The organism is Caldicellulosiruptor sp. F32, from assembly GCF_000404025.1.
GTDB classification, from domain to species: domain Bacteria; phylum Bacillota; class Thermoanaerobacteria; order Caldicellulosiruptorales; family Caldicellulosiruptoraceae; genus Caldicellulosiruptor; species Caldicellulosiruptor saccharolyticus.
Genome location: NZ_APGP01000012.1, coordinates 1 through 16,160 on the forward strand (window position 1 = coordinate 1; position 16,160 = coordinate 16,160).

A 16,160-nucleotide genomic window follows, 5' to 3' on the forward strand; every position below is an offset into this window, starting at 1 on the left:
CAACTATTCTAATATCAGTAAATAAATACTATCCAGCTGTATTTCTGGATAGTCCTATTAAAAATATAACTATCTAACAGTCATTAATGTTCTTTATTATTGATTATCAATCAGTTACATACTTATAGCGCCATGGCTCATACTTATTGTTAACTAAATTAGTATAAGTATGCCCTCGACAGATTACTCGGTCATACCCACCCGTAGTGCTTTCATATACCACATATTCATTATTAGCATTTCTTGTGTAATACAACATTACATGGTTACTTGTTAAGAGAATATCTCCTTGTTTTAATAAAGAATAATCTCCTACATTGCCCAATGAAATTGACACACTTTTTAACTGTGTTGTACTGTGATGACTAGCTAGTCCCCAACACCTACTTACAAATCCTGAGCAATCAACTCCTGCTGTTCCTCCTACATAACCATGCTGAGGAGATGTATCAACATTTCCAGCTGCATATCCCTGACTAATCTCACTATCAAAACCAGTCAAAGAGCTAAAGCCACCCCAACAATAAGGAACTTGGTAATAGGATGTGTTATATGATTTTATAAAACAAGGTCTTTTCCACTAATTTGGATTTGCTACTTTTGAACCATCATAGTTCTCCTTATTACAATACCACTGATGCCACTGATAATTTTGAGCCGTTGAAATTATTTGAGATCTGCTTATGCTGCTATTTGTAATAGAAGAAAAATATTTTTCTACCGATTTTTCAGATTGAACTACTGTATCATTTGGAATATTTTCATTTTTGTATTTTTCTGTATTTTTAATAAATTCTTCAGAAGATTGCCAAGAAGTAACCGTAAGTACATCTACACTCTTTTCAGAAGGTACCAGTACATAGACATTTCCTTCATCAATTACAATAGGCCGTTGAGGAATAATATAATAAATACCAAGAGGAATTTGAACAGCTCTTTCAATTTTACCACTTTCACTGTCAAATCCAACTATCGAAATTCCATCTTTGTTTTCCAATTTCCAATATACTATATTTCCACTCATTCCAATATAGCGGTTAGTTCCTTGCTCAAATCCTGAAGGAAATTCAAAACGTATAATTTTTCCTGTTAATGTAGAAATCTGCCCTCCTATTACTTTTCCATTTTCCCAATTAAGCTTCCATACAATTTTATCATAAGACATATTATTTTTTTTCTCTTCTGCAATCGAAGAGTTTTTGTGCCATTAGAATCTGGTATAAAGTTATTTATTTTCTTATCTTTTAATATCACTGTTTTAATTCCTCTTTCATCTGAAATTACGACATATGGTCCATCTTCACTAACTCCAAAATCAGATAATGGCTCCAAATAAACTTGTCTTTCTAAGGATTTGACTTCGACTTGACCATTCAATATTGTAATCAAACTGTTTAACCCAGCATCAAATAAATATATCTTCCCTACCTTATCAACTGCCATATTGTAAATCCAATAATTCTCTGGGAAAAATATTTTATCAATTAAGTTTCCATTGGTTTTACTGTATATTAAAACCCTATGATGAACATTGTCAAGTACATATACTTTGTCTCCTTTGACATCAAAGGCATTTGGACCTTCGGGACCACTTCGCCCAGCTGAACCCGTGTATTCGATTCCCTCTTCAGATACAGGAATACTTACAATTTTCTTGAAGTTGGAAAGCTTAAAGTCTTCTTTAACTTCTTTACTATCAGTTGCACTGGTTTTGATAGTTAAAAAAGATAAAGAAGAGAATAAAATCAAACTACAGATTATCAAACACGCTATCATTTTCTTATAATTTTTCATCACAGATTCACTCCTTCCTTGATATATCTCTAAATTTTAACAATAATACAAAGATCCTTGTCACATTGAGTAATTTTGCCTTTGTATTACTATTGTTGCTATTTTGTTTTGCTTAATATTAGAGTCATTTTAAATCTACTTTTACTAATTTTCTAACATTTTTGACTCACCTCTTGAATAGTTTTTTATTTATTATTATAATACCACGCATGTAGCAACACTACAATTGTAAGATTAAACGAAAAAATAAGCACATTTTCTCAATTTTTTGGTAAAATATCATACTATAAGTTCTAATAACTAATTTTCAGCATAGAAGAATAGAAAGACATGTTTAGGCTTGAATCTTTTTGTATAAAAATCTCCAAAAAACTTTTCAAAAACCTCTTTACAAATTGGTTTTTACTATTGTAAAATATATTTGTAATTACAATTGTAAAAGGAGAGTGAAGCAAATGAACAAGGATTTATTAATGCCATCAGAAGCTGAGTTAGAGGTTATGAAGGTTTTGTGGGAAGAAGGAAAGGCACTCAGCGCGCCAGAGATAGTGCAAAGATTAAAAGAAAAACACATCAAATGGGAAAAATCAACCATATACACCTTGATTGACAGGCTGGCAAAGAAAAAGGCAATAAAGCAAGAGAAAAAGGATAAGCTTTACTATTACAGTCCATCAATTAGCAAAGAAGAATACGCAAAGATAGAAACAGCAAGGATATTGAATAAGCTATTTAACGGTTCTGTAAAAGATTTAATAGTAGCTTTAGTTGAAAGTGGAAACTTAAAAAAAGAAGAGCTTGATGAGATTAAGAAGTTATTAGGAAAAGAGGAGTAGAGACAAGATGAATATAGAAGTTATCTTCAAGTGGGTTTTATCAATGACATTAGGTGGGAGCGCAGCTATCTTTGTATTTGCTATTTTAGGTAAAATTTTTAAAGAGTATTTGAGTGCAAGAGCAAGGTATTATATTTGGATAATAGTGCTCTTTTGTTTTATGGTTCCATGGTATGTATTACTTAGTAAGAAATCAGGCAGAGTGCTAAATCAGAGTGTTACATTAGATAACAATAGTTATATAACCTCAAAACTCAGTAACAACAGCGCATTGAACTTACAACTAATAGAAAATACAGCACAAGGTGGGGCTTTAACTGCCCTGCCTTATAAAAATATTAGTTATTTTAACCCTGAAAAATTTGTAGAATTTATTGGTTATGTCTGGCTTGTAGGTGCTATAGTATTTTTTGCATGGTTTTTGATAAGGTATATTTGGTTTAAAGTGATAGTTATAAGAAGTTCACGAAAATGTTCAAATGAATATTGCGGAAGAATGATTGAAAGGTATTGCAATCTAAGAAAAATTCCCAAAAAGATAAAGATATTAGAAAGTGATATTATACAAACACCTATGCTAATCGGAATAATTACTCCAATCCTAATAATACCTACAAAAGGCATAGTAAGAGAAGATTTAAGACTAATCATAAGACATGAACTTGTGCACTTCAAGAGAAAAGATGTACTAATTAAATGGTTAAGCAAATTGATAAATGCACTTCATTGGTTTAACCCCTTGGTATATTTTGCAGTTTTAAAGCTAAATAGAGAATGTGAATATTCATGTGACGAAGAAGTAATAAGAAAGCTTAAGAATGATGGCAAAAGAAGGTATGCAGAGGTACTTTATAACACACTTTTGGTGAGTATAGGCAGTGGAGCCGGCGCGGCATTTGGTCTGGTAGGTAGAAAAGAAAGCATTGTTGAGAGATTTAGGTTTATTATGAGTTTGGAGGCAAGGAAAATGAGCAAAGGTGCAAAGGTGTTTGTTGTGGTGTTAGTATCAACAACAATATTCTTAAGTGCATTTGTTCAAATATGGGCAAAAGATATTTTGAGTTTTGATAGCGATGAGATAGAGGCAATCAAATCAACTATAGAAGGATTTTATGAAACACAGTACAAAGCTTATCTTCAAATGGAGTATATAGATATAACACCGTACTTGGATATGTCAAAGATACAGAATCATAATAAAGTTGTTGCATTAAAAATGTTAGTATTCAGAAGAAAATATATAGACGAAAAAAAGTACTGTTATGTTGAGAAGAGACATTTTCCATATGAACTTCATTATAAGAACATAGAGCTTGATGGCAACAAAGCCAAGGTAGTTATTGACTTAGAGATAAAACTAAAAGAAGCATATCCACCGTTTATTTCATATGGAGAAAATATTTTTGAATTAGAAAAGCAGGATGGGACATGGAAATTAATAAAGCATATCTATGACAAATGGGCCTTAATGCATTATGAATTCTCTACTGACCAAAAATTACCAGAATCTGATTATGAGCAGATAAAAAAGCAAATAGATAGGGAGTTTAGAATTGAATAATAACTTACATGATGATATTTAAAAATGGAGGCGAAAAGTTATGTCGTACATTCTTATTTTCAATAGTTCCTGATTAAACAGAAAATAATAGTTTCAAAAAATTTATTATTTAATTTAATCTGAAAATCATATAGAACTAAAAGAAGGGGGATATTTTAAATGAGAAAAATTGTATTGATTTTATTATGCTTCATTCTAATAATGCCAAATTCCATTGCCTATGCAAACTTATATTTTTTAAAAAACTCTGAAGAAGATAACATAAAAAACATTATCGAATCTTTTTACAATACTCAGTACGATGCATATTTACAAATGGAATATAAGGATATAACACCTTACCTTGATATGACTAAAATACAAAATCAAAACAAAGTAATAGCTCTGAAAAATTTAACAGCAAGAAGAAAGTATATTTATCAAAAAGGTTACTGTTACATCGAAAAGAGACGATTTCCATTAGAGTTCAATTACAAAGCTATTGATATAAACGGTAATCAAGCAAACATCATATTAGAAATAAAATTAGATGCACAGAATGCATATCCACCTTTTATTTGTGGTGGCGAAAATATATTTAAGTTAATAAAAATGGAAGATGGCTGGAAAATTACAGAACATGATTATGAAGATCTAAGTTTCTATGAAATTTCAAAAGAAAAATTAATAAGAGAATTTCAACCGAAAGAATTAGCTGAAATGATTGATCAAGAATTTTCTCCTGATTTGAAAAAAGAATATAAAAACTTCAGTGATGTTGAATTGAAAAACAATGTTGGAATTCTCAGTTTGCCGGCAGTAAATCATTATTATAGTACATCAAGGGCTGTTGAATATGCAAACAAATATGTATATAACCGTAATACCAAGTTTTATGATGCAACCTCTGGAGGAGGAGATTGTACAAACTTTGCCTCTCAAGTTTTGTGGTATGGATTTGGAGCAAATGATACTATGAACGATATATTAAACAAAGTGATGATGGTTCCTGGTTCATATGAAGAAGGATGGTATGCTGGTCCTGGTGGAGGCTCAAAAAATTGGGAGAGTGTTGAAGCTTTCTGGACTTATATGACAAGCTTTAAGTCCATTGATACACCTGGACCACGCGTTGTTATAGTAGACAGTATAAATTCATTAGATAATGGTGGAATAATGCAAATTGATTATTATAACGATGGAAGATTTGATCATACTGCAATTCTTGTAGACAAAATTACACGGAAATTTGCACAACATACTGAAAATTGTTATTGCTATTATTCTGATTATGTAGGTAATAAAAGATTTTTTAATCCATATTATTTTAGAGAAATAGAATAAGCATACAACAAAAAATACAATCTTATTTCCCACTATCTTCAAATATTGCACACCTTCAGAATAGAAATTTGATTATGAATATTTTCCACTGTTTATTAATGTTTTTCTGAAGGTGTGCTTTTATTAAGAAATTATAAAATGGGAGGCGAATACATTGAAGATAAAAAAAGTTATTCCATATATTTTATTATTCACAATAATGATGCTAAATATAAGCGGGTGCACAAGAAAGGGTTTTACAAAAAAAGAAGATGAATACCATAAAGCTCAAAAAATAGCTGTTTCAGCATTGTCAGATGCTTTTTATATGGTTAAAAATAAGAATTTTAATGTACTTAAATATAAAAAACATGATAATTGGTATCTATTTTTATTTTATATGACTACCGATAATGCACCCCAATATTTATTATGTTTGGTTGAAAACAATAAAGCGTTATGGTATGCACCTGCTGATCCAGCAATGAGTATGGGATTTGGAGTAAATCGGGTCAAATACAAAGGTAAAAGCATTTATTTTTGCAACCTAAATACTTCCACTTGGATACCATCAACAGGTGCACGAAAACCTACTAATTACACTAAAATGATATTTGAATTTGAAAATGGGACAAAACTAATAGAAAATGTAAAAGGTGATAAAGGATATATTGTTATCGTAGACGGTTATAAAAAGATGAAAGACTTAATCTTATATAACGCAAAAGGAGAAATAGTAAATAGATACGAAGATATAGGTTATGACTGTTATGAGTGTAAGGTAGTTGGGTTTAAATCGAAATAACTCTTACTTTTTGATTAATTACCAAAGTTTAAAGTATATTCAAGGATGCTTTTTAAAGTTTGTTTCATGTTTAAAAAAATCAAACTAAAAGATTATATATGAGGTTTTATATATACAGCTTTACAAATTAAATGATCTGAAAAATATTTTAAAACTTCTTTACAAGTCAATTTTACAGATGTATAATATAGGTGTAACTACAAATATAAAATAATATCGGTTATCTTAATAAATATGAGTAAAAAAATATTCTTACCATTAGGAATTAAAGTTGAAGGCTTTGAAAATTTTGATTGTTTCAAATAACATAGGCTTTAACCTTCTTGAGCGCTTAAGAGGGTGTGCAAATAAAAATAAAGGAGGGCATTTACTATGAAAAATTTCAAAAAAATAATAACTTATTTGACAGTTTGCAGTCTGGTTCTATTATCGATTTTATCCTTTTCAACTGTCAAAAGCAAAGCACTTGGAAGTGGAGAAGAAAAAGACAAACTATGGTTTTCAAGCTTTGAAAAAGTTGTTAGTATTCCAGTGTCTGAAAAAGGGATTGAATATGTTTCAGATATGACTGGAACAGGGGGACCAGATGCTTTTGATGTGAAAGGTGATAAAGTGTATATTGTTGATAATGCGCATCACAGAGTTTTAATTTACAACAGGATTTCCGGTGAATATATTGAAGAAGTTAAACTTCCTGAAAGTATAATATGGGTGTCGAATATATCAGTTGATGAGAAAGGAAATTTATATTTATTGGGTGGAAGTTATAATGGAAACTGTCTTGTAACGATAACAAGTGGCAAAATTAGAATTAGTAGCTTGCCAGATACTCAGCAAAGAGGTAGTTGTATAACAATTTCAGGTTTTGGTTCTGACGAAAATGGACCATATGTTGTATATGCAGATTTGAAAGAAACAAGAACATTGAAATTTGGGAATGGAACAGACAAGACAAATAACTTGGATGCAGGTAAACCAAAGAGTGCTACAGTTGTTGAAGAGAAAAAAGGCTCTTTAGCACGTGATAAAGCTATATGGAAACTAAATATTCAAGGTATGAAACGTTTAGGTGGTCAGGTTATAACACCAGATGGAGAGGTTGTGACTGTTGCTTTTCCTTCACAGTATCAATTAGGAACAAATGGTTACATGGGAACAATTGGCAACATAGTATATTGGAAATTAGAAGATGGCAAAAGCTATGCGATTGTAGGTTATGATAAAAAAACTGGGGAGATAGATAGAGCCATTAAAATACCTTTAGATGTTTACAATGTTATTCCTAAAAAAGGCTTTCTAATAGAAGGCAATGATGTTTATGTTTTGATACCATCTCAAGAAAATGTCTATGTACTTAAAGTAACTTATTGGCAGTCAGCTGATGAATTTATAAAAGAATTAGGAATGAATTCAGTATGATTTCGACAATGAAATTCTACAAAAATATGTAATTAAGAATATAAATACAAATGCACCCGGTTATATATAGGTTATTGTTGGAGGAAAATTCATGAAAGAAAAATTAAATATGTGTGGTAATAAAAGGGTAAAGTTTCATATCTTTGTATATGTCTCTATATGCTTAATAATTATAAGCATGATTTTCTTTGTTATAAATGCTCTATTAAGAAATGCTTCAGAACAGATAGGATATATTGAAAGGTTTGATAAAACCGAAAATGGAGACTTTTTTGCTTTATTCTATGGAAAAATATGGTATAATAGTGGTAAAGAGGATTTGATCTTCAAAGTCAAAATGAGCCGCAATGAAATAAAAGGTTTAGATTATTTTCCTGTACGCTTATTTGCATGGGGAAAAAATCAGGTAGCTTATTGTGGTGAGGATTTGAAAGAGTTAATTTTAGTTGATTACAAAACTAAAAAAGAAGTTTATCGAAACCGAATGCCAGAAATGATAAAATATATCAGTGCTAATAAACAAACAGGTGAGTTTGTTATTGCCACTGAAAAAAGACTGTATCTTTTGAAATCAGAGTATGTTCCAAAAAACAAAATATATACTTTTTCACTAAAACAAGTTGCAAGAGGTTCATTTTGCTGGCCAGTTCTTTCACCAAACGGAAAGTATATTGCCTGTGGTGAGATGGATAATAAAGAAAATGATGCTGCTACCTCGCTGGTTTTGATTGATTTAAATAAAAATATTAAGAAGAAGTTACTTTCCGAAAGATTTGGAGATTTACCAATCAATAATGTATATAGAATTATTTACTCTATTGCATGGAGCACGGATAGCAGATATATTGCAATCAGTACTTCAACTCCTGCTGATCCATCATATATTTGGGTTTCAGTTGCTGACGTATTAACAGGGAATGTAACAGAGTTTACGAAAAATACAGGGCTGTGCTCTCCGCCTGTAAATTCTTTTTCAGAAGATAAATTTATTTTCTCACAGGGAAGTCCTGGATATAAAGAATTTGGTGACTATTCAAATATTAGAGACCCTTTTAGAGCAAAATTAGTGCTATTAAATATTAAAAATGGAAGTTTAGAATATATTAGCGAAATTCCAAAAAATATAAATACCTACTGGCCTGTTGTTGGTTTAAATGGAATATACTTTACTGATAAAGGCGGATACTTTTCAAGTGGAGAAGGGTGTTCAATTTACAAGCTAAAAAGCAAAAGAGTAGTTCAGTTATTTAAAGTTAAGGGAAATTTGGTGGGTTATGATACTGTTCGAATATATTAGAGCTGACAAACAACAATCACCAAATTTCCTCTTTAAAATAAGTTTTAAATAAGTCAGATAAAATCAATTTTAAATTCAATGTATGGTAAGATTATATGGAAAGTTGGCTATCATAGACAAAGATTTATAATCACAAGTACAAAAAAGTGGTGATTCAGTGCAAAAATTCTAAGTTTCTTGTTTGTTTTTTGAGTGTAACTATAATGAGAAAAAGTTGAGTCTTTATAATTGTGTAAAAAGGGATTGAGCCACCAGACTACAGCAAAAAACCATCTATTATAGTAAAAATAGAATTTGTGTCCATATTATATTTTATAGGGACTGTTTATCAGTTATTGCTTGAAAAATCGCTTATGATCCATTTGTTTTTAATTTTCTCAACCAAGAGAACCATTTTTTTAATATCACCATAAGGGTCAGCTGGATTTATGGTGTAAGAGTCTGTGAAACAGTACACAAAATAAAAATATCCTTTTTTGTACCAAATAACGGTTTGCTTGGGGTCAGCAGGTTCTACCTTATAGTAACAGGTATAAGTATCTTGTGTAGGTTTGGGAAAGAGTATTTTTAGGACTTTCTCAGATACAAATGAATATATATCTTTGTTTGAAGCAAGGCCAAGGATGCTTTTGTGATTGGCTTCATTTAGCACAGCTTTAATAATTTTATAATGTACTTGCCTTTCTGCTTTTACTTTACTTATGTTGCTGTCCACAGTTGAGTTGTTTATATTCTTTTCTTCAACAACGGGTAAAACTGAGATGATATCTGCTATAAATTTCTTCTTGTTTTTCATAATATGAATTCTCTCGGAGCTATTGTCTTCTGGCTTATGCTTATTTAAGATTGTGTCAGCCTTAATGTGAGAGATTTTTAAACTAATACTTAATAATACCAATGATCCAATGAGAATTAAAGAAAATATTACCATTGAATTACGAAATATTTTTTGCATTTGGTTAATCCCCCTTAATTTTACTTTATATTACTTCCTCGAAAACTTAGTTTATAAATATTATACTACATATGTAGATGAAATGCAATTGTAAGCAAAAAAGCAAGAACATTATTTCAAGTGCTAATTCTTTATAACTACAAAAAATAAACGGGGTACTCAATTCTTACAATACCCCGTTTTTTGACAGACTACTTTTCTTTAAGTTTTAAAATACCCTCCTCAAACGGTGGAAAAACAACACCTTTTTCTGTAACTATAGCAGTAATGTTCTCAGCCGGTGTTACATCAAATGCAGGATTAAAAACCTTCGATTCATCCGGGACAATCTTTTTACCATTGAAAAATCTTATTTCATCTTCGCTTCTCTCTTCAATAGGAATTTCTGAGCCTGATTTTATGTTAAAATCAATGGTTGATACTGGTGCTGCAATGTAAAATGGAATGCCATGGTGTTTTGCCAAAACAGAAAGAGAGTAAGTTCCAATCTTGTTTGCCGTATCTCCATTTAAAGCAATTCTGTCTGCACCCACAATAACGCAATCAATTTTTCCAAGTTTCATAAGATAACCTGCCATATTATCACAAATAACTGTGTTAGGAATACCGTCTTCCGAAAGTTCAAATGCTGTGAGCCTTGCACCTTGCAGGTAAGGGCGTGTTTCGTCAACATATACATGAACGTTTTTGCCTGAAAAATGAGCCTCACGAATAATTCCTAAGGCTGTTCCATATCCTCCTGTTGCCAACGCACCAGCATTGCAATGTGTCAATATATTAGAATTTTCCTTTATCAACTGGTTACCGTATTCACCAATCTTTTTGTTTATATTTTTATCCTCTTCTTCTATCTTTTTAGCCTCATCCAACAGCTGTTTGTAAATTTCTATTCGGTCCATATCTTTTATCTTTTCAAAAAGACTTTTCATTCTGTCAAGTGCCCAGAAAAGATTTACAGCTGTTGGTCTTGAGCTTGCAAGGTAGTTTATGATCTCATAAATTTTAGTGGACTCCATGTTCTTTTCAATTATCTCCTTAAAGCCTAAAACAACTCCATATGCAGCAACAATTCCAATAAGCGGTGCTCCTCTTATTATCATATCTTTTATCGCTATATATACGTCTTGGTACGTACTGCAAACAAAATATTCTTTTCCAAAAGGCAGCTTTCTCTGGTCGAGCACAATGAGCTTATCATTTTCAAACTCAAAGTGTTTCATTTTCTTCTTACTCCTCACAAATATAGTCTACATCAATCTTTTCAATCATCTTGTAAATGAGTTTTTTTACCTTGTCATTGTTTTCTCTAAAGACTCTGTAAACTTCTTCTTCAGTCACAGGCTTTATATCATCTCTACCTTCAAGACCCGCATCATAATCAGTAATTAACGAGATGTTGACATAGCAAATCCCAAGCTCCTTTGCAAGAATTACTTCAGGATACTGTGTCATATTGATAACATCCCAGCCCATGCTTGAAAACCATCTGCTCTCAGCAGTTGTGGAAAATCTCGGACCTTGAATTACAACAACTGTTCCCTTTTCATGCACGGTAATTCCGAGCTCTTTTGCAGACTCGATCGCAATCTTTCGCAGGTATTCACAGTAAGGGTTTGCAGCAGATATGTGTCTTACTTCAGGTCCTTCAAAAAATGTGTCTTTTCTTCCCCATGTCCTGTCTACAAACTGGTCACACACAACAAAGTCGCCAGGTTTTATCTCAGGCTTTAAGCTTCCTGAGGCTGTTGGTCCAATTATCTTTTTAACACCGAGCATCTTCATTGCGTATAAGTTTGCCCTGTAAGGAATTAAATGAGGAGGATATTGATGATTTTTACCATGGCGTGGTAGAAAGGCAACCTTCTTGCCTGCAATCTCTATCAGTGAAATCTTGTCACTTGGCTTTCCATAAGGAGTTTCAAGTTCTATCTCCTCAACACCATCCTCAAGCGAGTAAAAACCTGAACCACCAAATACACCTATATCAGCTTTGTATTCCATTTTTCTTCCCTCCGTTATAATTTGTGCACTTCAAAAAAATTATATAAATAAAACAGCATAAAATCAACAAAATAATCAGTAGAAGAAGGTGAAAAGAATGCGGAAAGATGAACTTGAGAAAAAATTTCAAGACTTTATCTTACAATTTGAGAGAATGAACTTCAGTTATTATGTAGAGTACCTGAAAAATCCAAAAAAAATTATCTGGCAAAACTTTTTATCGGGTGTTGCAAGGGGATTTGGCACAGCTTTCGGCTTTTCAATTTTAGGTGCACTGCTTTTATATATTTTAAACTCTGTTGTAAAATACAACTTGCCAGTGATTGGAAGATACATTGCTGAGATTTTAAAATTTGTAAAGTTTTATATGAGATAAACTCTTAAATAAAAAAAGGGAGGTAATACCAAAATGACTCATGAAGAGCTTGAAAGATTTAAAACGTTGCTTCTTCAAAAGAAGGCTGAATATGAGAAAATGCTACAGACAAGCAAAGACAACCAAGTTGGCAATTTTAGTTCTTTTTATTCAAACGAGCTTTCAAACTATGATAATCATCCAGCTGACATGGCATCTGATCTGTATGAGGCAGAAAAGAATTTGAGCATGAAGGCTTCTGTTGAGCGAAAGCTCTACTTAGTAAATAAAGCACTTGAGAAGATTAAAAAGGGGATATATGGAATCTGCATCTCATGCAAAAGAGAAATTCCTTCAGAAAGGCTTGAGGCAATTCCATATACAGAATTTTGTATAGAGTGTGAAAAGAAGCTTGAGAAGACAGAAAACTACAAAACTGATGCAAGACCTATCGAAGAAAAGGCAATGGGAAAGCCATTTAACGATAAGTTTATTAGCGCTGGAGAAGAAGAACACGAAGGAGTAGATATATGGAATATACTTGAAACCCATTCGAGCAGCAGTGGTCCTCAGGATAATATGGAGACAAATTCAAAGAGTTATTATAAAAGGATAAATGAGATTGATGATATAGTAGAAGAGGTTGATAAACTTTCAAACCAAGACAACAAGAAAATGATAGGGAAATAGTAAAATTTTGTCTTCTTCTAAAGCTTACATTTTGCTATACTAAAGAAAGATGCTACTTAAGCTTTAAATTATAGGAGAGGTTTTTCTTTGGTTTACTGGATTATTATTATGTTAACTTTTTTAATAGACCAATTCTCAAAATTTTTAATTGAAAAACACTTTCCATTAGGGTATTCTAAAGAGATGCTAAAACATTTATTGTGGCTGACGTATGTCCAAAACACAGGTGGAGCGTTTTCAATACTTGAGGGAAAACAATTTATCTTCATTGTAGTTTCAATTATTTTAATTATTGGCTTATTTTGGTTGCTTATTTTTAAAAAATTGTCTAACCCAAGCAAATTGTCAATAGCGCTTATTTTGGGTGGCGCTTTGGGTAATCTCTTTGATAGAGTTTTCAGGGGGTATGTTGTAGACTTTATTGATATAAAAGTAATACCTGTGTTTAATATAGCGGACACATGCATAACAATCGGGGTTTTTCTTTTAGCATTAGAATTCCTAAGAGAAGGGAGAGGAGAGTTATTGCAGAAGAAAGGTATCTGACTGTTGAAGAGTTTGAAGGAAGAGTAGATGTATTTTTAGCAAAAGCACTTGATAAAACAAGAAGTTTTGTTCAAAAGATAATAGAAGATGGAAATTTATGGGTAAACCAAAAACAGATTAAAAAGGCTTCTCATAAGGTCAAAAGCGGTGACTTAATAAAGGTAGTAATCCCAGAACCAGTTTCCTTAAATTTGACTCCACAAGATATTGATATTGAAATAGTATACGAAGATGAATACTTAGCAGTTATAAACAAACCTCGAGGGATGGTTGTTCATCCTGGGGCTGGGAACTATGATAGCACACTTGTCAATGCGCTTTTGTATAAGTTTGAAGGAAAACTAAGTAGCATAAATGGTGTTATAAGACCAGGTATTGTTCACAGGCTTGACAAGGATACCTCAGGTCTTTTGATTGTTGCAAAGACAAACGAGGCACATATAAAGCTTTCTGAAGCGCTTAAAAATCACGAAATTAAAAGAGTTTACTTTGCAATCTGTGAAGGTGTATTAAAAGAAGACAGCGGGATAATAAACGCACCAATTGGCAGACATCCTGTAAACAGATTAAAAATGGCAGTTGTGCCAAAGGGGAAAGAAGCAATAACATATTTTGAGGTTCTTGAGAGATTTGACAAATACACTTTTGTAAAGCTACGATTAAAAACAGGAAGAACGCACCAAATAAGAGTTCACATGTCCTATATAGGTCATCCTGTTGTTGGGGATAGTCTTTATGGAAGGGCAAAGAATGAATTTGGAGTTGAAGGTCAGTTGCTTCACGCAGGTGAGATAGAATTTGTTCATCCCATTGAGGAAAAGCTCATGCACTTTAAAGCTGACCTTCCAGAGCATTTTACAAAAATTCTTGAAACATTGAGAATACGTAGCCTAAAATAGGAATTAATAGCATATAAAAACATAGACAAACTGTACATTTTGGTGTTATAATAAATAAAAACTTAAGGTGAGAAAATTGAATACAAAGGCAAAGATAATATAGTGAGGACCTTTAAGCTGGCCCTGTGAGGCGGCAAGGTTGCGAAAAAAAAGGGGGATAAGTGTGTACAAAAAAGCTTCTTGCCAATTCACAGGCAGGAAGCTTTTTTTGTGAGTTTGGAGGTGAAATAAATGGAAAAATTTAAAGAAATTATGGATTCTGGCCAGATGAATAGAGCTTTAATAAGAATTTCTCATGAGATACTTGAGAAAAATAAAGGTGTTGAGAATTTGTGCCTGGTTGGAATTCAAAGAAGAGGTGTGACGCTTGCAAAGAGGATAAGAGATAATATTGAGAAAATAGAAGGTGTTAGACTGCCTTTAGGTATTCTTGACATAACTTTTTACAGAGATGATTTGAGTCTTTTGAGTGAACATCCAACTGTTAACTCTACTCAAATTGACTTTGATATCAATAACAAAAAAATTGTGCTGGTTGATGATGTCCTGTTTACTGGAAGAACCGCAAGAGCTGCAATTGAAGCACTTATGGACATGGGAAGACCCAAAATGATACAGCTTGCAGTTTTAATTGACAGAGGGCATAGAGAACTTCCAATCAGAGCCGACTATGTTGGGAAGAATGTGCCTACATCAAGGCGCGAAATTGTTCATGTTTTAGTTGATGAGTTTGACAATGATAACAGAGTAATAATTGAACAGTTAGATAAAGAAATATAAAAACTTCCATCGGAAAGGAGAATTAAAGATGCATAGGGTTGTTCAAGTGGAAGAAAAGCTTCCTTTTTCAAAAACACTGCCACTTAGTCTTCAACACCTTTTTGCAATGGTTGGTGCAACAATACTTGTACCGATATTAGTGGGTTTGAGCCCATCAGTTGCGCTATTCACAAGCGGTGTTGGGACAATCATCTATATACTTGTGACTAAAAATAAGGTTCCTGCTTATCTTGGTTCATCTTTCGCATATATAAATCCAATTATTACAGTTTCTGCTTCGCTTGGCGGAAAAGAATATGCGCTTGCTGGCTGTATCGCCTCAGGTGTTGTCTATTTAATTGTAGCTTTCTTGATATATCTGTTTGGTACAAAATGGATTGACAGAATTTTACCACCTGTTGTTGTAGGTCCGGTTGTTATGATAATTGGTCTTTCCTTAGCAAGAGCTGCTGCAGTCAAGTCCGCGGGACTTTTCAAAGAGGTCATCAAGGATGGACAAATCTTAGAGGTTGCTGTAAATGTCATAAAAAGTCCTGTTTGCTGGGTTTCAATATTTACATTGCTTGTTGCAGTTTTTGGTTCGGTTTACTTCAAAGGTTTTTTTAAGGTAATCCCTGTGTTGATTGGACTTGTAAGTGGATACCTATTTGCATATATACTTGATTTGATTGGTATGAACACAGGACTTTTAAATTCCTTTTATCCAAACGGTAAATACGTACCGTTTTTAAATTATGAAGTAATTAAAAGCGCAAAATGGATAGGCATTCCTCAGTTCACCTTTCCAAAATTTTCACTACCTGCTATCTTAGCAATTGCACCTATTGCGATTGTTACAATAACAGAACACATAGGACATCTTCTTGTCACAAACAACGTTGTTGGGAGAGATTTTACAAAAGATCCAGGTCTTCACAGGT

At 32.5% G+C, this 16,160-nt stretch carries 18 protein-coding genes; 12 read left to right on the top strand and 6 right to left on the bottom strand.

All coding sequences use genetic code 11. The features are described 5' to 3' along the window. Positions 1-106: 106 nt before the first annotated feature. The 3 genes from H964_RS11890 to H964_RS01185 form a co-directional block, all read right to left on the bottom strand. On the bottom strand, positions 107-502 hold the full coding sequence (locus H964_RS11890) for a hypothetical protein (RefSeq protein WP_051109281.1): 396 nt from the start codon (positions 500-502) through the stop codon (positions 107-109). A gap of 78 nt (positions 503-580) precedes the next feature. Then, positions 581-1,165 carry a hypothetical protein gene (locus tag H964_RS11895; protein ID WP_051109282.1) on the bottom strand — a complete coding sequence of 195 codons (585 nt, stop codon included), beginning with the start codon at positions 1,163-1,165 and terminating at the stop codon, positions 581-583. After that, complete coding sequence (locus tag H964_RS01185) at positions 1,114-1,794, bottom strand: YncE family protein (protein WP_039764007.1); 681 nt, start codon at positions 1,792-1,794, stop codon at positions 1,114-1,116. Before H964_RS01185 ends, H964_RS11895 begins: the two co-directional genes overlap by 52 nt. Positions 1,795-2,249: 455 nt before the next feature. Here H964_RS01185 and H964_RS01190 point away from each other — a divergent pair, with 455 nt between their 5' ends. The 6 genes from H964_RS01190 (at position 2,250) to H964_RS01215 (ending at position 9,014) form a co-directional block, all read left to right on the top strand. Then, complete coding sequence (locus H964_RS01190) at positions 2,250-2,630, top strand: BlaI/MecI/CopY family transcriptional regulator (protein ID WP_039764009.1); 381 nt, start codon at positions 2,250-2,252, stop codon at positions 2,628-2,630. 7 nt (positions 2,631-2,637) lie between these two features. Beyond that, positions 2,638-4,191: a M56 family metallopeptidase gene (locus H964_RS01195; protein WP_039764010.1), complete on the top strand. Its 1,554-nt coding sequence runs from the start codon at positions 2,638-2,640 to the stop codon at positions 4,189-4,191. Positions 4,192-4,350: 159 nt separating this feature from the next. Then, positions 4,351-5,514, top strand: coding sequence for an amidase domain-containing protein (locus tag H964_RS01200; RefSeq protein WP_039764012.1), 1,164 nt, complete (start codon positions 4,351-4,353; stop codon positions 5,512-5,514). A gap of 154 nt (positions 5,515-5,668) precedes the next feature. After that, positions 5,669-6,298 carry a hypothetical protein gene (locus H964_RS01205; protein WP_039764015.1) on the top strand — a complete coding sequence of 210 codons (630 nt, stop codon included), beginning with the start codon at positions 5,669-5,671 and terminating at the stop codon, positions 6,296-6,298. A gap of 372 nt (positions 6,299-6,670) precedes the next feature. Next, positions 6,671-7,717 (top strand): hypothetical protein, encoded by a 1,047-nt coding sequence (locus H964_RS01210; RefSeq protein ID WP_039764038.1) that lies wholly within the window; start codon positions 6,671-6,673, stop codon positions 7,715-7,717. 91 nt (positions 7,718-7,808) lie between these two features. Then, a complete protein-coding gene (locus H964_RS01215) occupies positions 7,809-9,014 on the top strand; it encodes a hypothetical protein (RefSeq protein ID WP_051109283.1) in 1,206 nt (401 codons plus the stop codon). A gap of 328 nt (positions 9,015-9,342) precedes the next feature. Here H964_RS01215 and H964_RS01220 read toward each other — a convergent pair whose 3' ends face one another. From H964_RS01220 to H964_RS01230, 3 genes are all read right to left on the bottom strand, one after another. Next, positions 9,343-9,969, bottom strand: coding sequence for a hypothetical protein (locus tag H964_RS01220; RefSeq protein ID WP_039764019.1), 627 nt, complete (start codon positions 9,967-9,969; stop codon positions 9,343-9,345). Positions 9,970-10,160: 191 nt separating this feature from the next. Continuing rightward, a complete protein-coding gene (mtnA, locus tag H964_RS01225) occupies positions 10,161-11,189 on the bottom strand; it encodes an S-methyl-5-thioribose-1-phosphate isomerase (RefSeq protein ID WP_039764021.1) in 1,029 nt (342 codons plus the stop codon). A gap of 7 nt (positions 11,190-11,196) precedes the next feature. Beyond that, on the bottom strand, positions 11,197-11,970 hold the full coding sequence (locus tag H964_RS01230; RefSeq protein WP_039764023.1) for an S-methyl-5'-thioadenosine phosphorylase: 774 nt from the start codon (positions 11,968-11,970) through the stop codon (positions 11,197-11,199). A 97-nt stretch (positions 11,971-12,067) separates the two neighbouring features. Between H964_RS01230 and H964_RS01235 the strand changes: the two genes are divergently transcribed. The 6 genes from H964_RS01235 to H964_RS01260 form a co-directional block, all read left to right on the top strand. After that, the gene (locus tag H964_RS01235; protein WP_039764026.1) at positions 12,068-12,346 is read left to right on the top strand and encodes a DUF5665 domain-containing protein; all 279 of its coding nucleotides are present in this window, start codon (positions 12,068-12,070) and stop codon (positions 12,344-12,346) included. Between the two features lie 33 nt (positions 12,347-12,379). Continuing rightward, positions 12,380-13,015 carry a TraR/DksA C4-type zinc finger protein gene (locus tag H964_RS01240; protein WP_039764028.1) on the top strand — a complete coding sequence of 212 codons (636 nt, stop codon included), beginning with the start codon at positions 12,380-12,382 and terminating at the stop codon, positions 13,013-13,015. A gap of 87 nt (positions 13,016-13,102) precedes the next feature. Further along, positions 13,103-13,561: a signal peptidase II gene (gene lspA, locus H964_RS01245; protein ID WP_039764031.1), complete on the top strand. Its 459-nt coding sequence runs from the start codon at positions 13,103-13,105 to the stop codon at positions 13,559-13,561. Then, positions 13,558-14,460, top strand: coding sequence for an RluA family pseudouridine synthase (locus H964_RS01250; RefSeq protein WP_039764044.1), 903 nt, complete (start codon positions 13,558-13,560; stop codon positions 14,458-14,460). The genes lspA and H964_RS01250 overlap by 4 nt, the downstream gene beginning before the upstream one ends. A 231-nt stretch (positions 14,461-14,691) precedes the next feature. After that, on the top strand, positions 14,692-15,240 hold the full coding sequence (gene pyrR / locus H964_RS01255) for a bifunctional pyr operon transcriptional regulator/uracil phosphoribosyltransferase PyrR (protein WP_039764034.1): 549 nt from the start codon (positions 14,692-14,694) through the stop codon (positions 15,238-15,240). A 28-nt stretch (positions 15,241-15,268) separates the two neighbouring features. Next, the coding region (locus H964_RS01260) for a solute carrier family 23 protein (protein WP_039764036.1) at positions 15,269-16,160 on the top strand (892 nt) is incomplete at its 3' end.

Bases quoted from the DNA above. Each gene is read 5' to 3' on its own strand.
- H964_RS11895 (WP_051109282.1), bottom strand. From the start codon at position 1,165: ATGTCTTATGATAAAATTGTATGGAAGCTTAATTGGGAAAATGGAAAA.
- H964_RS01185 (WP_039764007.1), bottom strand. From the start codon at position 1,794: ATGAAAAATTATAAGAAAATGATAGCGTGTTTGATAATCTGTAGTTTG.
- H964_RS01190 (WP_039764009.1), top strand. From the start codon at position 2,250: ATGAACAAGGATTTATTAATGCCATCAGAAGCTGAGTTAGAGGTTATG.
- H964_RS01195 (WP_039764010.1), top strand. From the start codon at position 2,638: ATGAATATAGAAGTTATCTTCAAGTGGGTTTTATCAATGACATTAGGT.
- H964_RS01200 (WP_039764012.1), top strand. From the start codon at position 4,351: ATGAGAAAAATTGTATTGATTTTATTATGCTTCATTCTAATAATGCCA.
- H964_RS01210 (WP_039764038.1), top strand. From the start codon at position 6,671: ATGAAAAATTTCAAAAAAATAATAACTTATTTGACAGTTTGCAGTCTG.
- H964_RS01215 (WP_051109283.1), top strand. From the start codon at position 7,809: ATGAAAGAAAAATTAAATATGTGTGGTAATAAAAGGGTAAAGTTTCAT.
- H964_RS01220 (WP_039764019.1), bottom strand. From the start codon at position 9,969: ATGCAAAAAATATTTCGTAATTCAATGGTAATATTTTCTTTAATTCTC.
- mtnA (WP_039764021.1), bottom strand. From the start codon at position 11,189: ATGAAACACTTTGAGTTTGAAAATGATAAGCTCATTGTGCTCGACCAG.
- H964_RS01230 (WP_039764023.1), bottom strand. From the start codon at position 11,970: ATGGAATACAAAGCTGATATAGGTGTATTTGGTGGTTCAGGTTTTTAC.
- H964_RS01235 (WP_039764026.1), top strand. From the start codon at position 12,068: ATGCGGAAAGATGAACTTGAGAAAAAATTTCAAGACTTTATCTTACAA.
- H964_RS01240 (WP_039764028.1), top strand. From the start codon at position 12,380: ATGACTCATGAAGAGCTTGAAAGATTTAAAACGTTGCTTCTTCAAAAG.
- pyrR (WP_039764034.1), top strand. From the start codon at position 14,692: ATGGAAAAATTTAAAGAAATTATGGATTCTGGCCAGATGAATAGAGCT.